Source organism: Streptomyces sp. BK79 (genome assembly GCF_044142145.1).
GTDB lineage: Bacteria > Actinomycetota > Actinomycetes > Streptomycetales > Streptomycetaceae > Streptomyces.
Genome location: NZ_JBHVOC010000021.1, coordinates 62650 through 86140 on the forward strand (window position 1 = coordinate 62650; position 23491 = coordinate 86140).

Here is a 23491-nt window from a genome sequence, read left to right on the forward strand (position 1 = left end):
CGGGCTTACAGGTGGGCGTAGACGTCGTCCAGGGAGATGCCGCGGGCGACCATCATCACCTGGACGTGGTACAGCAGCTGGGAGATCTCCTCGGCCGCCGCGTCCTTGCCCTCGTACTCGGCGGCCATCCAGACCTCTGCGGCCTCCTCGACGACCTTCTTGCCGATGGCATGGACCCCCTTGTCCACCAGTTCGGCGGTGCGGGAGGTGGCGGGGTCGCCGTTCGCGGCCTTGTGCTGGAGCTCGGTGAAGAGCTCCTCGAAAGTCTTCTTGGACATGGTGGCGCCCACTTTACGCGTAGTGCCGGCCCGCCTAGCGCCACGGTTCGGATACTGAGCGGAGCGTGGCCGCGGTGGCGACGGCCGCGGTCACCGCCTCGTGGCCCTTGTCCTCGCTGGAGCCGGCGAGGCCGGCCCGGTCCAGGGCCTGCTCCTCGGTGTCGCAGGTGAGGACGCCGAAGCCGACCGGGACGCCGGTGTCGACGGAGACCTGGGTGAGGCCCTGGGTGACGCCCTGGCAGACGTACTCGAAGTGGGGGGTGCCGCCGCGGATGACGACGCCGAGGGCGACGATCGCGTCGTAGCCGCGGCCGGCGAGGACCTTGGCGACGACGGGCAGCTCCCAGCTGCCGGGGACCCTCAGGAGCGTCGGCTCGCTGATCCCCAGGTCGTGCAGGGCGCGCAGGGCGCCGTCCACCAGTCCGTCCATCACCTTGTCGTGCCACTGCGCCGCGACGACGGCGACCCGCAGGTCTCCCACGTTGCGTACGGACAGCTCCGGTGCACCCTTGCCGCTCATGTCTCTCCTGGAGTCCTTACTTGCCGGTGTCGCTGGTGTTGCTGGCGTTGCTGGTCTTGCTGGTGCCACTGCTGTTGCTGGTCTTGCTGGATCTACTGGTTTCCGCAGGTGGACACGGGTGTCGTGTCCAGCCAGGGCAGGTCGTGGCCCATCCGGTCGCGCTTGGTGCGCAGGTAGCGGAGGTTGTGCTCGCCGGCCTGGACGGGCATCGGCTCGCGGCCGGTGACCTCGATGCCGTGCCGGACCAGGGCGTCGCTCTTGTCCGGGTTGTTGGTCATCAGGCGGACGGTGCGCACGCCGAGGTCCTTGAGGATCTGGGCACCGGCGCCGTAGTCGCGGGCGTCGGCGGGCAGGCCGAGTTCGAGGTTGGCGTCGAGGGTGTCCCGGCCGCGCTCCTGGAGTTCGTAGGCGCGCAGCTTGGACATCAGGCCGATGCCGCGTCCCTCGTGGCCGCGCAGGTAGACGACCACTCCCCTGCCCTCGGCCTGGATGCGGTCCAGGGAGGCGTCGAGCTGGGGGCCGCAGTCGCAGCGCTGGGAGCCGAAGACGTCGCCGGTGAGGCACTCGGAGTGGACGCGGACGACGACGTCCGTGCCGTCGCCGAGGTCGCCGTGCACGAGGGCGACGTGCTCGACGCCGTCCACGGTGGAGCGGTAGCCGTACGCCGTGAACTCGCCGTGCCGGGTGGGGAGGTGGACCTCGGCCTCGCGGCGGACGGTGGGCTCCTCGCTGCGGCGGTAGGCGATGAGGTCCTCGATGGAGATGATCGTCAGGCCGTGCTTGCGGGCGAAGGGGATCAGCTCGGTCAGCCGCAGCATGCGCCCGTCCTCGCCGGCGATCTCCACGATGGCGCCGGCCGGGCGCAGTCCCGCGAGGCGGGCGAGGTCGACGGCGGCCTCGGTGTGGCCGTTGCGGGCGAGGACGCCGCCCGGGCGGGCCCGCAGCGGGAAGATGTGGCCGGGACGGACCAGGTCGGTGGGCTCGGCGGTGCCGCTCGCCAGGAGCTGGAGGGTGGTGGCGCGGTCGGAGGCGGAGATGCCGGTGCTGACGCCGTGTGCGGCGGTGGCGTCGACGGAGACGGTGAACGCGGTCTTCATCGACTCGGTGTTGTCGTCGACCATCTGCGGCAGGCGCAGCCGGTCCAGTTCGTCGCCCTCCATGGGGGCGCAGATCAGGCCGCGGCACTCGCTCATCATGAAGGCGACGATCTCCTCGGTCGCCTTCTCGGCGGCGATGACGAGGTCGCCCTCGTTCTCGCGGTTCTCGTCGTCGACGACGACGACCGGGCGGCCGGCGGCGATGTCGGCGACGGCCTGCTCGACGGGGTCGAGGAGCAAGTCCTCGGGGCCTTCGGGGCTGTAGAGGACGGGTGCCGGGCTCATGCGGGCGCTCCTTCCGGGACGGGCCGCGCCGCGGTGCGGGAGCGCAGCCACCAGTCGCGCAGGCCCCACAGGACGAGCGCGCCGTAGATGACGTAGACGAAGCCGGAGAAGGCGAAGCCGTTGGCGAAGTTCAGCGGGACGCCGACCAGGTCGACGAGCAGCCAGGCGAACCAGAACTCGACCATGCCGCGTGCCTGGGCGTACATGGCGACGACGGTGCCGACGAAGATGTACGCGTCCGGCCAGGGGTCCCAGGACAGGGTCGGGAAGGCGGTGAACAGGCCGCCGACCGCGAGGGTGCCGACGGCGGCGGCGCCGAGCAGGGCACCGCGCTCGCGCCAGGTGGCGAACCGGACGGCGATCGAGCCGTCCTGGGTCTGCTGCCGGCCGCGGTTCCACTGCCAGAAGCCCCAGGCGGCGACGACCATGACGACGATCTGCTTGCCCGCGCTGCCGGAGAGGTGGGCGGTGGCGAACGCGGTGAAGAGGATGAGCCCGGAGAGGAACTGCACGGGCCAGGTCCATATCGAGCGCCGCCAGCCGAGCGCGAGGCCGAGCAGACCGATCACGTTGCCGATCATGTCCGACCACTTGATGTGCTGGTCGAAGAGCGTGAACGCCTCGGAGTTGAGCCAGTTCACTCGGTGCCTCCCTGCGCGGCCCGGGCGCCGAGCAGGCGCTCCACGTACTTGGCGATGACGTCCACCTCGAGGTTGACCGGGTCCCCGGGCTGCTTGAGGCCGAGCGTGGTCAGGGCGAGGGTGGTGGGGATGAGGCTGACGGTGAAGAAGTCGGGGCCGGCGTCGACGACGGTGAGGCTGATGCCGTCGACGGTGATGGAGCCCTTCTCCACGACGTAGCGGGCGAGGTCCGCGGGCAGGGAGATCTTCACGATCTCCCAGTGCTCGGACGGCTCGCGCTCCAGGATCGCGCCGGTGCCGTCGACGTGGCCCTGCACGATGTGCCCGCCGAGGCGGGCGCCGACGGCGGTGGGGCGCTCCAGGTTGACGCGCGAGCCGGTGGTGAGGACGCCCAGGCTGGAGCGGCTGAGGGTCTCGGCCATCACGTCGGCGGTGAACTCGTCGCCCTCGTGGTCGACGACGGTGAGGCAGACGCCGTTGACGGCGATGGAGTCGCCGTGCCGTGCCCCTTCGGTGACCGCGGGACCGCGTACGCGGAAGCGACAGGCGTCGTCGAGGGTCTCGACGGCGGTGATCTCGCCCAGCTCTTCGACGATTCCGGTGAACACTTCCCGGGTCCTCCTGCCTCTTCGGGCACGGACTCCGGGGCTGTCGAGAACGACAGAGAGAGCGAACGGGAACACCGGGCACGACGCCGGACGGGGCCCGTCCGCGACGGACGAGCCCAGAGATCGACGGCGCGCACGCATGCCCGCTCGCCGCGCACTGCCTCCCATCCGGACTTTAACCGTCGGTCCAGGAATTTCACCTGGTCAACCGGCCGCTGGAAGCGACCGGGTCGCGGACTGTAACCGCCGGTTCGGACTTTCACCGACCCCGGAGTGCGCTGCTTCTGGTACAGGGCCAGTGTGCCACGCCTGATCGCCGTCCATGCGGACGGAGTGTGTGGAGTGCCTCACAGAGCGCTTCTCCACAAGGGCTCGATCGCGCCACGACCATCCCAACCGGCCTGCCACCACCCAGCCTTGAGATTGGTCCATACCTATTGACGCACTGGTCTAGTCCTATCTAGGGTCTGCGCAACTTCCGTGGAGAGGAACCGACTGTGCCTTCCCCCTCACGCTCCAGAATCCGCCGCAGAACCGGGCCGGCCCTGTTCGCGGCGGCCGCCGCCGTCGCCGGCCTGGTGCTCGCCGGCCTCCCCGCGACCGCCTCCCAGGCCGCCGGCCAGGAGAGCTGCCGCCCCGACGGGCTCTATCGGACCCCCGGCGTCGACGTCCCCTACTGCTCGGTCTACGACTCGGCGGGCCGGGAGAAGATGGGCGCCGACCATCCGCGCCGGGTGATCGGCTACTTCACGGGCTGGCGGACCGGCAAGGACGGCAAGCCGGCGTACCTCGCCTCGGACATCCCGTGGGACAAGATCACCCACATCAACTACGCCTTCGCGCACGTGGACGGCCAGAACAAGCTCTCCGTCGGCCCGGACGGCGCGAAGAACCCGGCGACCGGCATGACGTGGCCGGGGGTCGCGGGCGCCGAGATGGACCCGGCCCTCCCCTACAAGGGCCACTTCAACCTGCTGAACAAGTTCAAGAAGCAGCACCCGGACGTCCGGACGATGATCTCGGTGGGCGGCTGGGCCGAGACCGGCGGCTACTTCGCCGACGACGGCTCGCGCGTGGACTCGGGCGGCTTCTACTCGATGGCCACCAACGCGGACGGCTCGGTCAACCGGGCCGGCATCGAGACCTTCGCCGACTCGGCGGTCGACTTCGTCCGGAAGTACGGCTTCAACGGCGTCGACATCGACTACGAGTACCCGACGACGATGAAGGACGCGGGCAACCCCCTCGACTGGTCCTTCGCCAACGGCCGCCGGGCCGGGCTGGTCGAGGGCTACGCGGCGCTGATGAAGACGCTGCGCGAGAAGCTGGACCGGGCGGGCGCCGCCGACGGCAGGCACTACCTCCTCTCCGTCGCCGCGCCGTCCTCCGGGTACCTGCTGCGCGGCATGGAGACCTTCCAGGTCCAGAAGTACCTGGACTACGTCAACATCATGTCGTACGACCTGCACGGCGCCTGGAACGAGCACGTCGGCCCGAACGCCTCCCTCTTCGACGACGGCAGGGACTCCGAGCTGGCCGCCGCGGGCGTGTACTCCACCTCCCAGTACGGCGGCATCGGCTACCTCAACACCGACTGGGCGTACCACTACTTCCGCGGCTCGATGCCGGCCGGGCGGATCAACATCGGGCTGCCGTACTACACGCGCGGCTTCAAGAACGTCACCGGCGGCACCGACGGGCTCTGGGGGAAGGCTCCCGCCACGAACTGCCCGGCGGGCTCCGGCCTGACCAAGTGCGGTGACGGCGCCGTCGGCGTCGACAACCTCTGGCACGACCTGGACACGAACGGCAAGGAGTCGCCCGCCGGCTCCAACCCGATGTGGCACGCCAAGAACCTGGAGAAGGGCGTCGTCGGCGACTACCTCACCGACTACGGCTTCCCGGCCGGCACGAAGCTGACCGGGACCTACGCCCGCAAGTACGACGCCACGCTGGTCGCGCCCTGGCTGTGGAACGCCGAGAAGAAGGTCTTCCTGTCCACCGAGGACGAGCAGTCGGTCAAGGCCAAGGCGGACTACGTCGTCGACCGCGGCATCGGCGGCACGATGGTGTGGGAGCTGGCGGGCGACTACGCGTGGGACGCGGGCAAGGGCCAGTACGTGCCGGGTTCGACCCTGACGGACACGATGTACGACACCTTCAGGACCGCCTCCCCGTACGGTGCGCGGCGCGCCACGACCGATCTGCCGGCCGAGGCGCTGGACATCGGCGTGGAGTTCGGGCAGTTCCCGCTGGGTGACTCGAACTACCCGATCAGCCCCAAGCTGAAGATCACCAACAACACGAGGACGACGCTGCCCGGCGGTACGGAGTTCCGGTTCGACTACGCCACCTCCGCGCCCGGCAACGCCAAGGACCAGTCCGGCTGGGGCACCTCGGTGATCCGCAGCGACCACACGGGCGGCAACGTGGGCGGCCTGAAGGGCGACCACCACCGGGTCTCGCTGAAGCTGCCGGCCTGGCAGTCGCTGGCGCCGGGCGCGTCCGCCACCGTGGACTTCGTGTACTACCTGCCGGTGTCGACGCCGTCGAACTGGACGGTGACGTTCGGCGGGAGGACGTACGCGCTGGCCGGTGACCTCGCCCGGGGGACGACCGTGGTGGACCCGGGGGCGGGCACGCCCTCTCCGACACCCACCCCGACGCCCACGGGCACCGGGGCGCCGAGCCCGAGCCCGAGTCCCACGGGCGGCACCGGGCCGTGCGCGGCTCCAGCCTGGGACGCGGCCACGGCCTACGGCGGTGGCATCACCGTGGCCCACGGGGGGCACTCGTGGAAGTCCAAGTGGTGGACGAAGGGCGAGGAGCCCGGCACCACGGGTGAGTGGGGCGTCTGGCAGAACCTGGGCGCCTGCTGACCCCGCGAGACCGGCCCGGCGGCGGTGACGACGGCCCTTGCCCGCCGCCGGGTCTCTCCACCCCACCCGCTGGGATGTCGGGTTCCGGGGATGTCACGTTCCGGGGGTGCCGCGCCGTCCCAGCCGACGAGAGGGCGTTCCGTCCGGGAGCGCCCCGGGTCCGAAGGGGCTGAGCAGCATGACCACGATCCTGGTGACCGGAGGTACCGGAACCCTCGGCCGGCTCGTCACCGAGCGGCTGCGCCGGGACGGGCACGAGGTGCGGGTGCTCAGCCGGCACGCCCAGCCGTACGCCGTCGACCTGCGCGAGGGCGGCGGGGGCCTGGACGCGGCCCTGGACGGGGTGGACACGGTCGTGCACTGCGCGACCAGCCCGCGCGGCGGCGACGAGCGGGCGGCCACGCACCTGATCGCGGCGGCGCGGCGGGCCGAAGTGGCCCACCTGGTCTACATCTCGATCGTCGGCGTCGACCGGGTGCCGTTCGGGTACTACCGGTCCAAGCTCGCCGTCGAGCGGCTGGTGGAGGAGTCGGGGCTCGGCTGGACCGTGCTGCGGGCGACCCAGTTCCACGACCTGGTGGCGCAGGCGTGCCGGGCGCTGGCCAAGGCGCCGGTCGTGCTGGTGCCCGCCCATGTCCGCGACCAGCCGGTCGAGGTGGCGGAGGTCGCGGACCGGCTCGCCGAACTGGCCACCGGCGCCCCCGCCGGCCGGGTGGCGGACCTGGGCGGGCCCGAGGTACGCACCTTCGAGTCGCTGGCCCGCGCCTATCTGGACGCGACGGGACGCCGCCGGGCCGTGGTGAAGGTGCCGCTCGCCGGGAAGGCCTACCGCGGGTTCCGCACGGGCGGGCACCTCGCGCCCGGGCGGGCGGTCGGCAAGCGGACGTTCGAGGAGTACCTGGCGATGCGATTCGGCGGCGGGACGGACGGGCGGCGCGGATGAGCGGACGCGCGTTGCTGCGGGCGGGGCTGGGGCTGCTCGCCGGTACCCAGGTGGTGCCGGCGCTGTGGATCCTGCTGCTGCCCGAGCTGTTCTGGAAGTGGCCGTGGGTCTCGCACCTGCCGCCCTACAACGAGCACCTGCTGCGGGACTTCGGCGGGGCGAGCGCCGCCCTCGCCGTGGTGCTGTGCTCGGCCGCCGCGGCGCTGGAGCGGCGGCTGGTCATCACCGCCCTGGTGGCCTACCTGGTGTCCTCCGTCGCCCATCTCCTCTTCCACGCCCAGCACCTGGAGCCCTTGTCGGCGGCGAGCGGCGCCGGTTTCATGGCGCTGCTCGGCGTGGCGGTGCTGCTGCCGGCGGCGCTGCTGTGGCTGGCGGCGGGCGGGGCGGCCCTCCGGGAGCCCGAACGCCCGGTGCGGCGGCCCGCGCCCTGAGCGCGGCCCGTCGCGGGACGCCTACGGGGGCGCGAACAGGTCGTCCTGGGCGCGGTCGCGGGCGGTCAGCAGGGCGCCCCTCAGGACGGCGCCGCCGCCCAGCGCGCTGGGCCGTACCTCGGTGGCGAGCGGCGACATCCGGGTGAGGCGGTGCTGGACGCGCGCGGCGAGCGCGTCGGCGCCGGCCCGGCCGGTCTCGCCGGCCAGCACCAGACAGCCGGGGTCCAGGACGGAGACGACGGCGGCCGCGCCCAGGGCGATCCGGTCGGCGAGGGCGTCCAGGAAGCGGGCGGCCTCCGGGTCGGTGGCCGACGCGCGTACCGCCGCCCGGACCAGTGCGGCGGCGTGCGGCTCGGGGCCCTCCGGGGTGGCCGTGACGCCGTGCTCCGCCGCGAGGGCGGTCACCGCCGCCGCTCCGGCCACGGAGTGGAAACCGCCGTCGCAGTCGGTGGCCGACGGCAGGCCCGAGGTGCCCGGCACCGGCAGGAAGCCGATCTCGCCCGCGCCGCCGGAGACGCCCCGCCGCAGCGTCCCGTCGAGGACGACGGCGGCGCCGATGCCGAGGCCGAGCCAGAGCAGCACGAACGTGTCCCGGTCCCGGGCCGCCCCGTCGCGCTGCTCGGCCAGGGCGGCGAGGTTGGTCTCGTTCTCGACGCCGATCCGCGCGTCGGGGAACCTCTCCTGCAGCGCGGCCACCAGCCGGCGGTGCCAGGCGGGCAGGCCGGTGGAGTCACGGAGTTCACCGCTCGCCGGGTCGATCAGGCCGGGCGCGCCGATGGCGACGGTGTGCAGCCGGCCGGCCCCGGCCTCCTTCGCCGCCCGCTCGACCAGGGTCACCGCCTGCTCCACCGCGGGCCCGGTGCCGGTGTCGTCGCCGATCGGCACGGAGTCCTCGGCGAGCACCCGGCCGACCAGGTCGGAGACCAGCACGGCGACGCCCTCGGTGCGTACGTCGAGGGCGGCGAGGTGGGCGCGGCCGGCGACGATGCCGTACAGCTTGGCGTTCGGCCCCCGGCGCTGCTCGCCGGACTCCCCGGCCACCTCGACCAGGCCGGAGGCGGTGAGGCGTTCGACGAGGTCGGCCACGGTGGGCCGGGACAGGCCGGTCAGCGTCTTCAACTGCCCTGCCGTCAACGGGCCTTCCTGCTGGAGCAGGCGCAGGGCGAGCCGGTCGTTGATGGCCCGGGCGGTGCTCGGGGATGCGGGCATGCCGGGATCCTCCCAGATCGGCGGCGTGGCGGACCACGCCGATATCCCCTATCTATCAGGCAGGGTTCCTGATAGTTTACGCGGCGCGGCGGGCCCGGCAGACGCGAGGGGGCGCGGCGCACGTGGTGACACCAGGCGGCCGAGCCGGTGCGGACCCGATGGAGGGGGACGGGGATGAGCGCAGTGATCTACGAGCAGCGCGAGGTGAGGCGCGCCCGGTACGCGGTGGCGGCCGTGTTCGCCGTGCACGGCGCCGTCACCGGCTCGTTCGCGACCCGGGTGCCGTGGATCCAGGACCACGCCGGGGTGAGCGCGGGCCAGTTGGGGCTGGCGCTCGCGTTCCCGGCGCTCGGCGCCTCGCTCGCCATGCCGCTGGCCGGCAGTGTCAGCCACCGCTTCGGCGCCCGCACCGCCCTGCGCGGCCTGCTGGCCCTGTGGACGCTGGCGCTGGTCCTGCCCTCCCTCGCCCCGAACCTGCTCACCCTGTGCCTGGCCCTGTTCGTCTACGGCGCCACGGCGGGCATGTCGGACGTGGCGATGAACGCGCTCGGCGTCGAGGTCGAGAACCGGCTCGACAAGTCGATCATGTCCGGCCTGCACGGCATGTGGAGCGCGGGCGCCCTGATCGGTTCGGCGGCCGGCACGCTCGCCGCCCACCTGGGCTCGGACGCCCGGCTGCACCACGTCCTGGCCGCCGCGGTGCTGACCGTGGCGGGCCTCATCGCCTGCACCTGGGTGCTGGACCTGCAGCCCGCCGAGGACGAGGATCCGCCGCCGAGGTTCGCGCTGCCGCCCAGGTCGGCGGTGCTGATCGGCGCGGTCGGCTTCTGCGCGGTGTTCGCGGAGGGCGCGAGCCTGGACTGGTCGGCGGTCTACCTGCGGGACCAGTTGGAGGCGTCGGCCGGTCTGGCGGCGGCCTGCACGACCGGCTTCACCCTCACCATGGCGCTGGCCCGCTTCGCCGGCGACAAGGTGGTGGACCGGTTCGGCGCGGTGCGCACGGTCCGGGTGAGCGGGGTGCTGGCCACCCTCGGCGGGCTGCTCGTCGTCGTCGGGGGCCATCCGGCGGTGGCGATGACGGGCTTCGCGCTGATGGGCCTCGGCATCGCCGTCGTCGTCCCGCTGTGCTTCGCCGCGGCCGGCCGGGCCGGCTCCAATCCGAGCCTGGCCATCGCGGGCGTCGCCACCATCACGTACACCTCGGGCCTGGTCGCGCCGAGCGCGATCGGCGGGCTGGCCGAGCTGACCAGCCTGGTTGTGTCGTTCGGCCTGGTGACCGCGCTGGCCTGCTGCCTTGTGGTGTTCGCGAAGGTGCTGCGCGCCGGGGACCGGGAGCGCCCGAAGATCAGTCCGCCGAACGCAGCAGTGCCCGACCGGCGGTCCTGAAGGTGTCGCTCCACGGCGCCGGACGCAGCGTCGCCGGGTCCAGCCGGACCAGCACCCGGGTGCCGCGGGCGTAGGTGGTGGCGCCGTCCGCCGAGCAGAAACGGAAGCCGTACGTCAGCCCGGTCGTGCCGAGCCGGTCCAGCCAGAGGTGGACGGCGTAACCGCCCGGCCGGGTGACCGGCGCCTCGTAGGTGACCGTCAGTTCCTTGACGGCGTTGCAGGCGTCGCCGGCCGCCGCCCAGTCGCCCTCGAACCGGAAGCCGTGCTCGGTCCACAGCTCGGCCCAGGCCCGCTCGACCATCACCGGGTAGCGGGCGTTGTGCAGCAGGCCGAGCGCGTCCAGGTCGTCGAAGTGGACGGTGACGGGGACGAGCCGGCCGTAGGACAGAAGGGGCGCGGCGGGGGCTTCGGCGGTCACGGGCGGGGCTCCTGGTCTTGCTCGGCTGTGCTCACGTACGGCGGATCCCCTCCATCCTAAGCGGACGCTCAGCAGTGGTCGGCGGGTAGCCGCTGGTCAGCGGGGGGCGCGGGACGTGGGACCGTCCGGTACCCCTGACAATGGTGCGGACAGTCCTCACGTACAGAGAAAGCGAAACCTCACCATGGACCTCGGCGTGCGCTGGAAGCTGCACGGGGACGGAAAGGTACCCGCCCCCGGAGCGGTGGTCCGCCCCGACGAACGGCTCTCGTGGCCCCGCACGGTCGGGCTCGGCGCCCAGCACGTGGTGGCCATGTTCGGGGCGTCGTTCGTGGCCCCGGTCCTGATGGGCCTGGACCCCAACCTCGCGATCATGATGTCGGGCGTGGCGACCGCCATCTTCCTGCTCGCCACCCGCGGCCGGGTCCCCAGCTACCTCGGCTGCTCGCTCTCCTTCGTCGGTGTCGCCGCGGTGATCCGGGCGCAGGGCGGCACCAGCGCCACGGTGACCGGCGCGGTGCTCGTCGTCGGCGTCGCGCTGTTCCTGGTGGGCCTCGCCGTGCAGCGGTTCGGGGCGCGGATCATCCACGCCGCGATGCCGCCGATCGTCACCGGCGCGGTGGTGATGCTGATCGGCTTCAACCTGGCCCCGGTCACCGCCTCGACGTACTGGCCGCAGGACCAGTGGACGGCCCTGCTGGTGATGCTGTTCACCGGTCTGGCCGTGGTCTGCCTGCGCGGTTTCTGGTCCCGGATCGCGATCTTCCTGGGGCTGGTCTTCGGCTACCTCCTCTCCTGGGTCCTCGACCTGGTCTTCGGCAAGATCCACTCGGTGGACGGCAGCGGCAAGCTCACCGACCACTGGCGCCTGGACCTCTCCGCCGTGGGCCGGGCCGACTGGATCGGCCTGCCGTCCTTCCACGGGCCGAACTTCGAGTGGTCGGCGATCCTGGTGGCCCTGCCCGTCGTCATCGCGCTGGTCGCGGAGAACGCCGGGCACGTCAAGGCGGTCGGCGAGATGACCGGCGACCCGCTCGACGACAAGCTGGGCACGGCGATCTCCGCGGACGGCGTGGGCTCGGTGCTGTCCACCGCGGTCGGCGGCCCGCCCAACACCACGTACTCCGAGAACATCGGCGTGATGGCCGCGACCCGGGTCTACTCGACGGCCGCGTACTGGGCCGCCGCGGGCTTCGCGCTGCTCTTCGGCCTCTGCCCGAAGTTCGGCGCGGTCGTGGCCGCGATCCCCGGCGGCGTGCTCGGCGGCATCACGGTGATCCTGTACGGCATGATCGGCCTGCTCGGCGCGCAGATCTGGATCAACGCCGGGGTGGACCTGCGCAACCCGCTGAACCTGGTGCCGGCCGCCGCGGGCATCATCATCGGCGTCGGCAACGTCAGCATGGAGTTCACCGACACCTTCTCCCTCAGCGGCATCGCGCTCGGCACCGTGGTCGTCATCACCGGCTACCACGCGCTGCGGGCCTTCGCCCCGGCCCACCTCAAGACGCAGCGGCCGCTGCTGGACGAGGGCACGTCGTCGTACGACGAGCGGACCCGGGGCGGCGACGACGGGACCCGGCACGCCGAGTCCTGACGGTCGTCCTCGGCAGGCCCGGCCCTGACGGGGCCCTCAGCGCGCCAGGTCGTAGGCGTAGGACGGCGTGAAGGTGCCCGGCTTCCCCTTGCAGCCGTCCGACTCCCCCGGCAGCTTGACCCACAGGTAGGCGTCCACGCGTCCCAAGCCGGTGCTCAGGGTCGGTGCGCGGCCCAGTCTGCGGCCGTCCGGGTCGCACCACTCGCCGTCGGAGGGGGCGCCGTTGCCGTTGCGGCTGGTGTCGATGACGGCGCCCAGGCTCGCGGGGCCGCCGAGGGCGTCGAGGACCGCCCGGTCGTAGGCGACCTCGTCGGCCGTGGCGTGGAAGTTGGAGACGTTGCTGAAGATGCCGTCGGAGGAGGCGGCCGAGGCGGCGCCCGCCTGCTTCAGCCAGCCCGCCTGCTTGGCGGGCGCGTGCCAGCCGGAGTGCCCCGCGTCGAAGTAGACCCGGGCGTTCGGGTTGGCGTCCTTCAGCACCCGCCCGGCGCGGGACAGCGAGGCGAAGCGGTCGGCGCGCTCACCGGCCGAGAGGCAGTCGGCCTGGGAGACCGAGTCGGGCTCCAGCACGACGATGACGTCACCGGAGCCGAGCCCGGCGGCGAAGCGGTCGATCCAGTCGTCGTAGGCGTCGAGGTCGGGCGCGCCGCCCTGGGAGTGACCGCCGCAGTCGCGGTCGGGTATCGCGTACGGCACGACGACCGGCACCCGCCCCTCGGCGGCGCCGCCCGACGTCACGGCGCGGACCCGGGAGGTGATGGTCGCGGGCGTGTGGTCGGCGAACCACACGGCGGCCGGACGGCCGGCTATCCGCGACGCGATGACGTCCTGGCGCGGGTCGTCGGGGTGGGCCCGGACCCAGTCGAGGACCTGGGACCGCGGGTGCAGGTAGAGCCGGGTGGCGGCCGGGGTGGTCCGGGGCGCCTCCCGACCGGACTCCCCCGACGGCTTCCGGGGCTTCGGCGAGGGGCTCGGGGCCGTCTTCTTCACCGAGGCGGAGGGCGAGGGCGTCGCCGACGCGAAGGCGGACGGGGACGGGGACGGCACGACGGGCGGGGCGGTCTCCGGCCGCGGCGACCGCCTCACCTCCGGCCGGGCCTCGTCCGCCCCGCCCCTGTCGTCGCCGAGCGCGGACAGCATGCCGGTCGCGGTGCCGACCGCGACGACGACGGAGGCCGCCGCGACCATCGCGCCGCGACGGACGGCTCGCCTGCGCTCCGCCCGGCGAGCGGCCAGGCGCCGGGCACGAAGGCCTGACACGTACGGTTCCCCCTCCCCCGCACGGCGGGCGTGTTCCCCCGTTCTGGGGAAGCGCCGGGCCCGCCGGCACTCCCGTCAGCGTAAAGCTGCGACCCTGCCGCCATGGCGCACTGTGAACAAGTCCCGTCGGCGGTCCGGACGGTGGACACGGTCCTGGCCCGGATGCGCGACCTCGACTCGGCGCTCCCCGGCCGGGACGGAGTGGCCGTCTTCAACCGCGTCTACCTGACCGTCACCGAGGCGGTCGACCGCCACATCGACGACGGCCGTTTCCCCGACTCCCGGGCCGCGATCGCGCTGGACGTGCGGTTCGCGGAGCGTTATCTGGCCGCCGTCGACACGCTGGAGCACGGGCACCGGCCGCCCGCGTGCTGGCGGCCCCTGTTCCAGTTCCGCCGCCATCCCGGCGTACGTCCGCTGCAGTTCGCCCTGGCGGGCATCAACGCGCACATCGGCCACGACCTCGCGCTGGCCGTGGTGGACACCTGTCGTACGCTCGGCTGCGAACCCGTCGACCTGGAGGACGAGTTCGACCGGGTGGGCGATCTCCTCGTGTCGCTGGAGGAACGCGTCCGCGACGAGCTGATGCCGGGCCCCGACTGCCTCCAGGTCACCGACCCGCTGGCGCATCTGCTCGGCTCCTGGAGCCTGGAGCGCGCCCGGGACGCCACCTGGGCGGCGGCCCGCGCGCTGTGGGCGCTGCGCCGGCTGCCCGACGTCGCCGGGGAGTTCACCGAGCGGCTGGACGCGGCGGTGGGCTTCGCGGGCCGCATGCTGCTCACGCCGTTGCCCGACTGATCCGGCCGCTCCCGGCCGCGCGCGCCCCGAAGTCCCCGGCGGTCGTTGTACGTTGAAACCTTGGGCGACATCGCACCCCGACTGCGAAGGAGTACCCAGGCATGACGACCCCGCTCGGACTCGGCCTCCCCCAGATGCGCCAGTACGACCTCGGCAAGGACGTCCCGGACGTGGCCCGCGCGGCCGAACGGATCGGCTACGAGAGCCTGTGGGTCTTCGAGCGGGCCCTGTTCCCCGAACCCGCCACCCAGGGTCTGTACGGCATCGAGGGCCGGCCCTGGCCGGACGAGTACCGGAACGTGGCGGAACCCCTGGTCACCCTCACCCTCGCCGCCGCGGCCACCGAACGCGCCCGGCTGGGCACCAGCGTCCTGGTCGCCCCGCTGCACGTGCCGTTCCAGCTCGCCAGGGCGCTGGCCTCGCTGGACGCGGCGAGCGGCGGCCGGGTGGTGGCCGGCTTCGGCACGGGCTGGTCGCACGACGAGTACGCGGCGGCGTCGGTGCGCCCGTTCGCGGAGCGCGGGCAGGCCCTGGACGAGCTGATCGGGGTGTGCCGCGCGGTCTGGGGCCCCGACCCGGTGGTGTACGACGGCGTCGTCACGAAGATCGCGTCCGCCGTGGTGGGCCCCAAGCCCGCCCGGCCGATCCCGGTCATGCTGGCGGCGGGGAGCGGGAAGGCCCGGCGCCGGCTGGTCGACCACGCCGACGGCTGGCTGCCGAACGGCGTCGGCGTCGAGGCGGTGGCCGGACAGTGGCGGCAGCTCCAGGACCTGGCCGCCGAGCGGGGCCGTACGGCGCCGATCCGGACGGTGCTGCGGGTCAACACCCGCTACACCCCGGCCGCCCACGCAGGCGCCGGCCGCCGCCCGTTCCACGGCAGCGTCGACCAGATCGTCGAGGACCTCGCCGCCCACGCCGAGATCGGCCTCGACGAGATCCTCGTCGACCTGCAGGGCTCCGCGCGGGACGCGCGGGAGCTGAAGGACGTGGCCGCCGAGGTCTACGAGAAGGCCAGGGCGGCCGGGGTCTAGGCGGTGTCGTTTGGATCACTCCGGGGTCGCGGGGTCTGGCACGCGCATCTGCGGCCCGGAGCCGGCCTGATCCAAACGACACCCCCTAGCCGTGCCGGCGCGTGGGACGGGTCAGTCGTCCGGGAGCTGCACGGGCGCGATCTCCTCGTACAGGTCGCCCGGGCCGGGGTTGGTCGGGTCGGTCTGCCCGCCGAAGTGGTGCATGACGCCCCAGACCGCGTTCAGCGCGGTCTGGACGGCTCCCTCGGCCCAGCCGGCCGTCCAGGAGATGTCGTCGCCGGCGAGGAAGATGCCCCGCTTGTCCTCGGGCAGCTGCTCCTGCATGAAGTGGGTGAACAGGCGCCGCTGGTAGCGGTAGTGGCCGGGCAGGTTGGCCTTGAACGCGCCCATGAAGTAGGGCTCGTTCTCCCAGGAGACGGTCACCGGGTTGCCGATGATGTGCTTCCTGATGTCGACCTTCGGGTAGATCTCGCCGAGCGACTTCAGCATGACCTCCATCCGCTCGTTCGCGGACAGCGGCAGCCACTTGAGGCTGTCGTCGCACCAGGTGTACGAAAGGCAGATGACGGCGGGCTTGCCGGGGCCGTCGTCCAGCAGGTAGGTGCCCCGGGTCATGCGGTCGGTGAGCGTCATCGACATGACGTCCCGCCCGGTGTCCTCGTCCTTGTCCAGCCAGAACGGCCGGTCGACGGGCACGAAGAGCTTGCTGGACTCCATGTAGTGGGTCCGCTCGATCGCGGTCCAGTGGTCGATCGGGAAGAGCGAGTCGTCGCAGGCGATCTTCGACAGCAGCATCCAGGACTGGGCCGTGAAGATCGCCGCCTGGTAGGTGCGGATGTCGCCGTCGGCGTCGGTGACGGTGATCCGGTTGCCGGCGGTGCGGTTCAGCCGGGTCACGGCCGGGCGGGGTTCGCCGTCCACGTGCAGGGACTTCAGCGAGGTGCCGTACGGCCAGTGGACGATCTTCTCCGGCTCGCGCTCCCAGAGCCTGAGCGGCAGCTGCTGCGAGCCGCCGACGATGCCCCGGTGGTGGTCGTCGGCCTCGGTGTAGACGACGCGGAGGATCTCCAGGATGGAGTTGGGGAAGTCGGTGTCCCAGCCGCCGGTGCCGAAGCCGACCTGGCCGAAGATCTCGCGGTGCCGGAAGGACTTGAACGCCTCGGAGTCGCAGAGGAAGCCGTAGAAGGTCTGGTTGTCGAGCTTCTCGACGAGCTTGCCCCAGATCTCCCGGATGCGCGGGACGTCGCGCTCGCGCAGGGCGCGGTTCATGTCGGTGAAGTCGGCGCCCTCTTCGAGGCAGCGGGCCCAGGCGTCGGCCACGTCGCGGTAGACCTGCGGCAGGTCGGCGAGCGTCTCGGCGTAGTGCGACTCGCCCTTGAGGTCGACGACCGTGGACGGCGTGGCCTCGGCGAGGGGGTTGGGGAAGGGGCGGGTGTGCAGGCCCACCAGGTCGATGTAGTGCTGGAGGGCGGTGGAGGAGGGCGGGAAGCGCATCGCGCCCATCTCGGCGGTCAGCGACGCGTCGCAGCCCTCGAAGCCCACGGTGCGCAGTCGGCCACCTATCCGGTCGGCCTCGTAGACGACGGGCTTGAGGCCCATCTTCATCAGCTCGTAGGCGGCGACGATGCCGGACAGGCCACCGCCGATGACCGCGACCTCGGTGCCGTGCTCGGTGGCCGGTATCTGGCCGAGGCCCGCCGGGTGGGCGAGGAAGTCGTCGTACGCGTACGGGAAGTCCGGACCGAACATGGTGATCGGCGGCTGCTGCTCGTCTGCGTGCTCGATCGCGTTGGGCACGGTGGACGTCATGGGGTACGGACTCCTTGCACAGGGGGTACGGGGGCGGCGGCGGGGAGGGTCAGGCCAGGGACCCGTAGAGGCCGGGGCGGCGGTCCCCGAGGTACGGGTTGGCCTCGCGGGAGGCGGCGAGGAAGACGGGGTCGGCGTCGGCGAGGAGGAGTTCCCCGGCGCGCCCGGCGCGGGCGCGGGCGGTGCCGTCGGGACCGGCGAGGACGGAGAGCCCGATGAACTCGAACTCCCCCTCCCGGCCGACGCGGTTGACGTACGCCACGTACATCTGGTTCTCGAAGGCCCGCACCGGGACGACGGACTCGGCGACGAACTGGAACGGGTGCATCTGCGCCGTCGGGACGAGCAGCAGGTCGGTGCCGGCCAGGGCGTGGGCGCGGACGTTCTCCGGGAACTCCACGTCGTAGCAGATCATCAGCCCGACGGTGAGTCCGCCGACCTCGGCCTGGACCACGGGCTGCTCGCCGGGCGTGAAGTGCTCGCGCTCGAAGCAGCCGAAGAGGTGGGTCTTGCGGTAGCCCGCGAGACGGGTGCCGTCGGCGGAGATCAGCTGGACGGAGTTGAAGACGCGCTCGCCGTCCCGCTCCGGGTAGCCGTAGGCGACGGCCAGACCGTGCCGCCCGGCGATCTCCGCGACGGCGTCGGCCGCGTCGCCGTCGGCGGGCTCGGCGAGGCGGGCGATGTCGTCGCCGATCGCGTAGCCGGTCAGGAACAGCTCCGAGGTGACGAGCAGACCGGCACCCGCGGCGGCGGCCCGGCCCGCGGCCTCGTCGAGGACCGACAGGTTCTCGACGGTGGAGCCGGGCCTGCCGGAGCTCTGGAGCAGGGCGGTGCGCATGCGTGTTCCTCACCGGTGGGAGGGGGGTCGGGGGGCCAGATAGACGGTACGGTCGGCGGACTCGGCCGGACAAGCGGGACCCGTTGCGCGCCGGTGAGCGAAACGTTGCGTCGATCGGGCGGCCCACGGCGATTCGTTGCGCACCCCGCTCACCGGGGGGCGGCCACCCCCCGGCGACGGTCCGGCGCCCTTCGCGGAGGGCGCCGGAGGCGGGACGCCGTCAGGCTCCTGACCTGCCCGCCGGGGTCGCGGTGCGGGCGGCCCCGGCCAGGAGCAGCGCCGTCAGCAGGTACGGCACCGCGAGCGCTGCGAACGCGGTGCCGTGCCCCGTCACCGTGGCCGTCGCCGCGTAGGCGCCGTAGGTGGCGAGGGTGCCCACCTCGGTGCCCAGGCCGGCGACGGAGGTGAGCGTGGCCCGGCCGGTGGCGTCGATACGGCGCTGGAGGCGGGCGTCGGCCAGCACGGTCGCCAGCTGGAAACCGCCGAAGGCGACGGCCACGAGCAGCAGGGCCACCGGGGTGCCCGCCACGGCCCCCGCCGCCAGGGCCAGCGCGGAACCGGCGAGCAGGGCGGCGAACCCGGCGGTGCTCAGGCGTTCGGCGACCCCGGCCAGCAGGCTCCCGGCCGTGGCGCCGGCCCAGATCACCAGCAGCAGCCAGGGAACGGTCTCCGGCGCCACGCCGGTGTCGTGCGCCAGCAGCGGGGTGTACTCGTCCAGCGCGCCCCACACGGCGGTGACGGCCGGGACGAGCAGGAGCGCTCCCCGCACCGAGCGGTCGGTGCGGGCCTCGGCGAGCCCGGCGCGCAGGGCCGCCGTCCAGCGGTCCCCGCCGGCGGACGGCGTGCGGTGCTCGGGGAACCGGCTCGCCACGGCCGCCCCGGCCAGGCAGACCAGCACGCTCGCCGCGCCCACCGCCTCGTACCCGCCCCGGGCGAAGACCGGGCCGGCCAGGCCCATCGCGGCCATCGTCGCGGCGATGCCGATCGCCCGCGCCCGGCCCATGACCCGGGCGTACCGGTCGGCCGCGCCGGCCCGGTCCAGTTCGTCGTAGACCAGCGCCTCCAAGGCGCCGGAGCCGAGCGCGCCGCCGGCGCCCCACAGCACGAAGCCGAGCGCGAAGGCGCCGTAGGAGGGCACCAGCACCCACAGGGCGAACCCGGCGGCGGTGAGCAGCGGTCCGAGCACCAGGAGCGCCCGCCGCGAGACGGCGTCGGCCCAGGCGCCGGAGGGCACCTCCAGCAGGACGCCGGTCAGCGACCACAGGGCGAACAGGGACGACATCTGCCAGACGGACAGACCGGTGTCGCTGAACAGCAGCGCGTACACCGGGTAGAGCAGGACGAAATCGTCGCAGAACGCCGAGGCGTACAGCGTGCGCGTCAGCCGCCGGACACCGGCGGTCGTGGGGGCACGCTCGGAGGAGAGAGTCATGAGGCCTTCCCGAGGGGGCGGATCGGACACCGTGGGTACGGCGTCCGAGGCGGCCCTCGGGAGGAGGCACGGCGGGTGGATCAATGTCGCCAGGTCATGGCACAGATGGTAGTCGGTCGGCCCGGCTCCGGTCCTGGGATTACGTCGGTGATCCCGACGAGTAGCGCCGCAGCAGCGGCGACAGGACCAGCACGGACTTGGTCCGCTCCACGAACGGTTCCCCGGCGATGCGCTCCAGGACCCGTTCGAAGTGCCGCATGTCGGAGGCGAAGACCTGGGCGACCGCGTCCGCGTCCCCGGTGACGGTGGACGCGGCCACGACCTCCTGGTAGCGCTCCAGGCCCCGCTGGATGGTCTCCGGCGAGGTGTTGCGGCGGCAGAAGATCTCGACGAACCCCTCGGTCTCCCAGCCGAGCGCGGCGGGGTCGACCCGTACGGTGAAGCCGGTGATGGCTCCGGTGGCGCGCAGCCGGTCCACGCGCCGTTTCACGGCGGGCGCGGACAGGCCGACCGACTGCCCGATGTCCGCGTAGGAGCGGCGGGCGTCCTCGGCGAGGGCGTGCACGATGCGTTCGTCGAGATCGTTCAGCACTGCGGGTGGTTCACTTCGTCTCTGGAGCTACGGGAGCTGCTGGGTTCCTGGGGTGCCCGGCGTGGCGAGCCGGGACCGGCGGTGGCCGTACACGAAGTAGAACACGAGCCCGACGGCCATCCAGACACCGAAGACCACCCAGGTGACGGTGGACAGGCTGCCCATCATCCAGACGCAGAAGGCGAAGCCCAGCGCCGGCAGGACCGGCGACAGCGGCACCCGGAAGGTGCGGGGCATGCCGGGGCGGGTCCGGCGCAGCACCACGACGGCCACGTTGACCAGCGCGAAGGCGAAGAGGGTGCCGATGCTGGTGGCGTCGGCGAGCTGCCCGAGCGGAATGGCGGCGGCCAGGACGCCGCAGAACAGGGAGACGATCAGCGTGTTGGCGCGGGGCGCGCCGGTCTTCGGGTGGACGCGGGAGAACACCTTCGGGACGAGCCCGTCGCGGGACATGGCGAACAGCACGCGGGTCTGGCCGTAGAGCACGGTCAGGACGACGCTGGCGATGGCGACGACCGCGCAGAACGCGAGCAGGGTGCCCCAGAAGTCCTGGCCGGTGACGTCGCTCATGATCTGGGCGAGGGACGCCTCGGAGTCGGTGAAGGTCCGCCAGGGCCTGGCGCCGACGGCGACGGCCGCGACGAGGACGTACAGCACCGTGACGACGACCAGGGACAGCATGATCGCACGGGGCAGGTCGCGCTGGGCGTTCTTGGCCTCCTCGCCGGCGGTGGAGGCGGCGTCGAAGCCGATGTACGAGAAGAAGAGCGTCGCGCCGGCCGCGCTGACGCCGGCCATGCCGAGCGGCATGAAGTTCTCGTAGTTGCCGGAGCGGAAGCCCTGGACGCCGATCGCGCAGAACAGCACCAGCGCGGCGATCTTGACGACGACCATGACGGTGTTGGCACGGGCGGACTCGCGGGCGCCGCCCAGCAGGAAGGTCATGGCGAGGAGCACGACGATCAGCGCGGGCAGGTTGAAGACGCCGCCGTCGCCGGGCGGGGCGGACAGGGCGGCCGGGATGGTGACGCCGATGGTGCCGTCGAGGAGTTCGTTGAGGTACTCGCCCCAGCCGACGGCGACGGCGGCGACGGACACGCCGTACTCCAGGACCAGGCACCAGCCGCAGATCCAGGCGACCAGCTCGCCCATGGTCGCGTAGGCGTACGAGTACGAGGAGCCGGAGACCGGGATGGTGCCGGCCAGTTCGGCGTAGGACAGGGCCGAGAAGAGCGCCGTGAGGCCGGCGATGACGAAGGAGAGGGTGACGGCCGGTCCGGCCTTGGGGACGGCCTCGCCGAGGACGACGAAGATGCCGGTGCCGAGGGTGGCGCCGATGCTGATCATCGTGAGCTGCCACAGGCCGAGGGAGCGGCGCAGTGTGCCGCCCTCGCCCTGGCCGCCCTCGGCGACCAGCGTCTCCACGGGCTTGCGGCGCATGAGGCGCGCGGCCAGGCCCGGGGACGGAGGGCCGGCCGGTGTGTCGTGGTGCGGGGGTGCGCCTTGGTCGAGCACGCGTTGACTCCTTTGTCGCTGCCGGTCGCGCCCGCCGGGGGGTGAGCGGACGGGCCCCGGCGGGCCTCTGGAGCGGCGGGGACACGGCGGGCGCCCACGCGAAAGTGCGGGAACCCACCGAGCGGGGTCCCCGCCACGCCACGTACAGCGCAGAACACTACGAGGGGGGCGGTGCCCCGGTAATGCAGCAACCTTGCGCGTGTGAGCACGATCGTTGCGTTCGCCGGGGCAGGACGCGTGTTCGTTGCGCGCGGGCCGCGAAGCGTTGCGCCGGGGCGTCGGGAGGCGGTCGATCGCCCCTGGTCAGCGGCGGTCGGACGGGCCCGCGAGCCGGGCGGCGGGCCAACGGCACGGCCCCCCGCCTCCCGGTGTGCGGGAGGCGGGGGGCCGGGTCACGGGCTCGGGCCGGCGGTCAGCTCCAGCTGGCGTGCAGCGGCTTGCCCTCGGCGTAGCCGGCGGCGCTCTGGATGCCGACGATGGCCTTCTCGGCGAACTCCTCGAGGGAGGCGGCACCGGCGTAGGTGCAGGAGGAGCGGACGCCCGCGATGATCGAGTCGATCAGGTCCTCGACGCCGGGGCGGGCCGGGTCGAGGAACATGCGGGAGGTGGAGATGCCCTCCTCGAACAGCGCCTTGCGGGCCCGGTCGTACGCCGACTCCTCCGAGGTGCGGTTGCGCACCGCGCGCGCGGAGGCCATGCCGAACGACTCCTTGTAGGCGCGGCCGTTGGCGTCGTGCTGGAGGTCGCCCGGGGACTCGTAGGTGCCCGCGAACCAGGAGCCGACCATCACGTTGGACGCGCCGGCCGCGAGGGCCATCGCGACGTCGCGCGGGTGGCGGATGCCGCCGTCGGCCCACACGTGCTTGCCGTACTTCTTCGCCTCGGCGGCGCACTCCAGGACCGCCGAGAACTGCGGCCGGCCGACGCCGGTCATCATGCGGGTGGTGCACATGGCGCCGGGGCCCACGCCGACCTTGATGATGTCGGCGCCCGCCTCGATCAGGTCGCGCACGCCCTCGGCGGAGACGATGTTGCCCGCGACGATCGGCACCCGGGGGTCGAGGTCGCGCACCAGCTTGACCGCGCTGATCATCGACTCCTGGTGGCCGTGCGCGGTGTCGATGACGAGGGTGTCCACACCCGCGTCCAGGAGCTGCTTGGCCTTGCCCGCCACGTCGCCGTTGATACCGACGGCGGCGGCGATGCGCAGCCTGCCGTTGGCGTCGACGGCCGGGGTGTAGAGGGTGGCGCGCAGGGCGCCCTTGCGGGTGAGGATGCCGGCCAGGCGGCCGTCCTTGTCCACGGCGGGCGCGTAGCGGCGGTTGGCGGCGTCGAGGGTGTTGAAGGCCTCGCGCGGGTCCATGTCCGCGTCGATGAGGATCAGGTCCTTGGACATGACCTCTTCGAGCTGGGTGAAGCGGTCGACCCCGGTCAGGTCGGTGTCGGTGACCACGCCGACCGGCTTGTGGTCCTCGTCGACGACGACGCCGGCGTTGTGCGCGCGCTTGGGCAGCAGGGACAGCGCGTCGGCGACGGTCTGGTGCGGGGCGAGCACGATCGGGGTGTCCAGCACGAGGTGACGGCTCTTCACCCAGGTGACGACGTCGGTGACGACCTCGATCGGGATGTCCTGCGGGATGACCACCAGGCCGCCGCGCCGGGCCACCGTCTCGGCCATGCGGCGCCCGGCGATGGCGGTCATGTTGGCGACGACCAGCGGGATCGTGGTGCCCGTGCCGTCCGGGGAGCCGAGGTCCACGCCCTGCCGGGAGCCGACGGCGCTGCGGCTCGGCACCATGAAGACGTCGTCGTACGTCAGGTCGTACGAGGGCTGGATGTCATTGAGGAAACGCACGTGCTGCACATCCCAGTCGATCAGAGGTGGCCCCCGGACAGGTCAGCCAGGGGGAAAGAGCACGTACTTCAT

Annotated in this window: 21 protein-coding genes and 1 riboswitch; of the genes, 7 read left to right on the forward strand and 14 right to left on the reverse strand. The window is 72.8% G+C overall.

What is annotated here, in order from left to right; all coding sequences use genetic code 11:
* Positions 1 to 5: 5 nt before the first annotated feature.
* The 5 genes from ACFIF2_RS24995 to ACFIF2_RS25015 form a co-directional block, all read right to left on the reverse strand.
* Positions 6 to 278, reverse strand: a complete 273-nt coding sequence (locus tag ACFIF2_RS24995; RefSeq protein ID WP_011027788.1) for a phosphoribosyl-ATP diphosphatase — start codon at positions 276 to 278, stop codon at positions 6 to 8.
* 34 nt (positions 279 to 312) lie between these two features.
* Entirely contained in the window at positions 313 to 798 is a 486-nt protein-coding gene (gene ribH, locus ACFIF2_RS25000; protein ID WP_395575477.1) for a 6,7-dimethyl-8-ribityllumazine synthase, read from the reverse strand.
* 92 nt (positions 799 to 890) lie between these two features.
* Positions 891 to 2180, reverse strand: a complete 1290-nt coding sequence (locus ACFIF2_RS25005; protein ID WP_395575478.1) for a bifunctional 3,4-dihydroxy-2-butanone-4-phosphate synthase/GTP cyclohydrolase II — start codon at positions 2178 to 2180, stop codon at positions 891 to 893.
* Positions 2177 to 2821 (reverse strand): nicotinamide riboside transporter PnuC, encoded by a 645-nt coding sequence (locus ACFIF2_RS25010; protein WP_395575479.1) that lies wholly within the window; start codon positions 2819 to 2821, stop codon positions 2177 to 2179. The genes ACFIF2_RS25005 and ACFIF2_RS25010 overlap by 4 nt, the downstream gene beginning before the upstream one ends.
* Entirely contained in the window at positions 2818 to 3429 is a 612-nt protein-coding gene (locus ACFIF2_RS25015) for a riboflavin synthase (protein ID WP_395575480.1), read from the reverse strand. Before ACFIF2_RS25015 ends, ACFIF2_RS25010 begins: the two co-directional genes overlap by 4 nt.
* 150 nt (positions 3430 to 3579) lie before the next feature.
* A riboswitch (FMN riboswitch) is annotated at positions 3580 to 3710 on the reverse strand.
* 216 nt (positions 3711 to 3926) lie between these two features.
* Here ACFIF2_RS25015 and ACFIF2_RS25020 point away from each other — a divergent pair.
* The 3 genes from ACFIF2_RS25020 (at position 3927) to ACFIF2_RS25030 (ending at position 7682) form a co-directional block, all read left to right on the forward strand.
* Complete coding sequence (locus ACFIF2_RS25020; RefSeq protein ID WP_395575481.1) at positions 3927 to 6308, forward strand: chitinase C-terminal domain-containing protein; 2382 nt, start codon at positions 3927 to 3929, stop codon at positions 6306 to 6308.
* A gap of 178 nt (positions 6309 to 6486) precedes the next feature.
* Positions 6487 to 7251, forward strand: coding sequence for an SDR family oxidoreductase (locus tag ACFIF2_RS25025; protein ID WP_395575482.1), 765 nt, complete (start codon positions 6487 to 6489; stop codon positions 7249 to 7251).
* Entirely contained in the window at positions 7248 to 7682 is a 435-nt protein-coding gene (locus ACFIF2_RS25030; RefSeq protein ID WP_395575483.1) for a hypothetical protein, read from the forward strand. The genes ACFIF2_RS25025 and ACFIF2_RS25030 overlap by 4 nt, the downstream gene beginning before the upstream one ends.
* Before the next feature lie 21 nt (positions 7683 to 7703).
* Here the strand turns inward: ACFIF2_RS25030 and ACFIF2_RS25035 are convergent, their stop codons facing one another.
* Positions 7704 to 8891: an ROK family transcriptional regulator gene (locus ACFIF2_RS25035; RefSeq protein WP_395575484.1), complete on the reverse strand. Its 1188-nt coding sequence runs from the start codon at positions 8889 to 8891 to the stop codon at positions 7704 to 7706.
* A gap of 174 nt (positions 8892 to 9065) precedes the next feature.
* Here ACFIF2_RS25035 and ACFIF2_RS25040 point away from each other — a divergent pair, with 174 nt between their 5' ends.
* A complete protein-coding gene (locus ACFIF2_RS25040) occupies positions 9066 to 10277 on the forward strand; it encodes an MFS transporter (protein WP_395575485.1) in 1212 nt (403 codons plus the stop codon).
* Here ACFIF2_RS25040 and ACFIF2_RS25045 read toward each other — a convergent pair.
* Complete coding sequence (locus ACFIF2_RS25045) at positions 10237 to 10695, reverse strand: acyl-CoA thioesterase (RefSeq protein ID WP_395575486.1); 459 nt, start codon at positions 10693 to 10695, stop codon at positions 10237 to 10239. The two genes, ACFIF2_RS25040 and ACFIF2_RS25045, sit on opposite strands and share 41 nt — an antisense overlap.
* A gap of 184 nt (positions 10696 to 10879) precedes the next feature.
* Between ACFIF2_RS25045 and ACFIF2_RS25050 the strand changes: the two genes are divergently transcribed.
* Positions 10880 to 12292 (forward strand): uracil-xanthine permease family protein, encoded by a 1413-nt coding sequence (locus tag ACFIF2_RS25050; protein ID WP_395575487.1) that lies wholly within the window; start codon positions 10880 to 10882, stop codon positions 12290 to 12292.
* Between the two features lie 36 nt (positions 12293 to 12328).
* On the opposite strand, the gene ACFIF2_RS25055 is transcribed toward ACFIF2_RS25050, so the two are convergent.
* Positions 12329 to 13477, reverse strand: coding sequence for a glycoside hydrolase family 6 protein (locus tag ACFIF2_RS25055; protein WP_395575577.1), 1149 nt, complete (start codon positions 13475 to 13477; stop codon positions 12329 to 12331).
* Positions 13478 to 13651: 174 nt separating this feature from the next.
* On the opposite strand from ACFIF2_RS25055, the gene ACFIF2_RS25060 reads away from it, so the two are divergent.
* Complete coding sequence (locus tag ACFIF2_RS25060) at positions 13652 to 14347, forward strand: DUF5995 family protein (RefSeq protein ID WP_395575488.1); 696 nt, start codon at positions 13652 to 13654, stop codon at positions 14345 to 14347.
* Between the two features lie 101 nt (positions 14348 to 14448).
* Positions 14449 to 15378 (forward strand): LLM class F420-dependent oxidoreductase, encoded by a 930-nt coding sequence (locus ACFIF2_RS25065; protein ID WP_395575489.1) that lies wholly within the window; start codon positions 14449 to 14451, stop codon positions 15376 to 15378.
* Between the two features lie 111 nt (positions 15379 to 15489).
* On the opposite strand, the gene ACFIF2_RS25070 is transcribed toward ACFIF2_RS25065, so the two are convergent.
* From ACFIF2_RS25070 to ACFIF2_RS25095, 6 genes are all read right to left on the reverse strand, one after another.
* Positions 15490 to 17187 (reverse strand): flavin monoamine oxidase family protein, encoded by a 1698-nt coding sequence (locus ACFIF2_RS25070; RefSeq protein WP_395575490.1) that lies wholly within the window; start codon positions 17185 to 17187, stop codon positions 15490 to 15492.
* 49 nt (positions 17188 to 17236) lie between these two features.
* The gene (locus tag ACFIF2_RS25075) at positions 17237 to 18025 is read right to left on the reverse strand and encodes a carbon-nitrogen hydrolase family protein (RefSeq protein WP_395575491.1); all 789 of its coding nucleotides are present in this window, start codon (positions 18023 to 18025) and stop codon (positions 17237 to 17239) included.
* 220 nt (positions 18026 to 18245) lie between these two features.
* Positions 18246 to 19457 (reverse strand): MFS transporter, encoded by a 1212-nt coding sequence (locus ACFIF2_RS25080; RefSeq protein WP_395575492.1) that lies wholly within the window; start codon positions 19455 to 19457, stop codon positions 18246 to 18248.
* A gap of 139 nt (positions 19458 to 19596) precedes the next feature.
* Entirely contained in the window at positions 19597 to 20049 is a 453-nt protein-coding gene (locus ACFIF2_RS25085) for an Lrp/AsnC family transcriptional regulator (RefSeq protein ID WP_043375183.1), read from the reverse strand.
* A 27-nt stretch (positions 20050 to 20076) separates the two neighbouring features.
* Entirely contained in the window at positions 20077 to 21564 is a 1488-nt protein-coding gene (locus tag ACFIF2_RS25090) for an amino acid permease (RefSeq protein WP_395575493.1), read from the reverse strand.
* A 412-nt stretch (positions 21565 to 21976) separates the two neighbouring features.
* Entirely contained in the window at positions 21977 to 23419 is a 1443-nt protein-coding gene (locus tag ACFIF2_RS25095; RefSeq protein ID WP_395575494.1) for a GuaB1 family IMP dehydrogenase-related protein, read from the reverse strand.
* Positions 23420 to 23491 lie beyond the last annotated feature (72 nt).

Excerpts from the sequence above, each read along its gene's own strand:
- ribH (WP_395575477.1), bottom strand. The coding sequence starts at position 798 with ATGAGCGGCAAGGGTGCACCGGAGCTGTCCGTACGCAACGTGGGAGAC.
- ACFIF2_RS25060 (WP_395575488.1), top strand. The coding sequence starts at position 13,652 with ATGGCGCACTGTGAACAAGTCCCGTCGGCGGTCCGGACGGTGGACACG.
- ACFIF2_RS25025 (WP_395575482.1), top strand. The coding sequence starts at position 6,487 with ATGACCACGATCCTGGTGACCGGAGGTACCGGAACCCTCGGCCGGCTC.
- ACFIF2_RS25050 (WP_395575487.1), top strand. The coding sequence starts at position 10,880 with ATGGACCTCGGCGTGCGCTGGAAGCTGCACGGGGACGGAAAGGTACCC.
- ACFIF2_RS25035 (WP_395575484.1), bottom strand. The coding sequence starts at position 8,891 with ATGCCCGCATCCCCGAGCACCGCCCGGGCCATCAACGACCGGCTCGCC.
- ACFIF2_RS25030 (WP_395575483.1), top strand. The coding sequence starts at position 7,248 with ATGAGCGGACGCGCGTTGCTGCGGGCGGGGCTGGGGCTGCTCGCCGGT.
- ACFIF2_RS25065 (WP_395575489.1), top strand. The coding sequence starts at position 14,449 with ATGACGACCCCGCTCGGACTCGGCCTCCCCCAGATGCGCCAGTACGAC.
- ACFIF2_RS25040 (WP_395575485.1), top strand. The coding sequence starts at position 9,066 with ATGAGCGCAGTGATCTACGAGCAGCGCGAGGTGAGGCGCGCCCGGTAC.
- ACFIF2_RS24995 (WP_011027788.1), bottom strand. The coding sequence starts at position 278 with ATGTCCAAGAAGACTTTCGAGGAGCTCTTCACCGAGCTCCAGCACAAG.
- ACFIF2_RS25075 (WP_395575491.1), bottom strand. The coding sequence starts at position 18,025 with ATGCGCACCGCCCTGCTCCAGAGCTCCGGCAGGCCCGGCTCCACCGTC.
- ACFIF2_RS25055 (WP_395575577.1), bottom strand. The coding sequence starts at position 13,477 with ATGGTCGCGGCGGCCTCCGTCGTCGTCGCGGTCGGCACCGCGACCGGC.
- ACFIF2_RS25005 (WP_395575478.1), bottom strand. The coding sequence starts at position 2,180 with ATGAGCCCGGCACCCGTCCTCTACAGCCCCGAAGGCCCCGAGGACTTG.
- ACFIF2_RS25080 (WP_395575492.1), bottom strand. The coding sequence starts at position 19,457 with ATGACTCTCTCCTCCGAGCGTGCCCCCACGACCGCCGGTGTCCGGCGG.
- ACFIF2_RS25070 (WP_395575490.1), bottom strand. The coding sequence starts at position 17,187 with ATGACGTCCACCGTGCCCAACGCGATCGAGCACGCAGACGAGCAGCAG.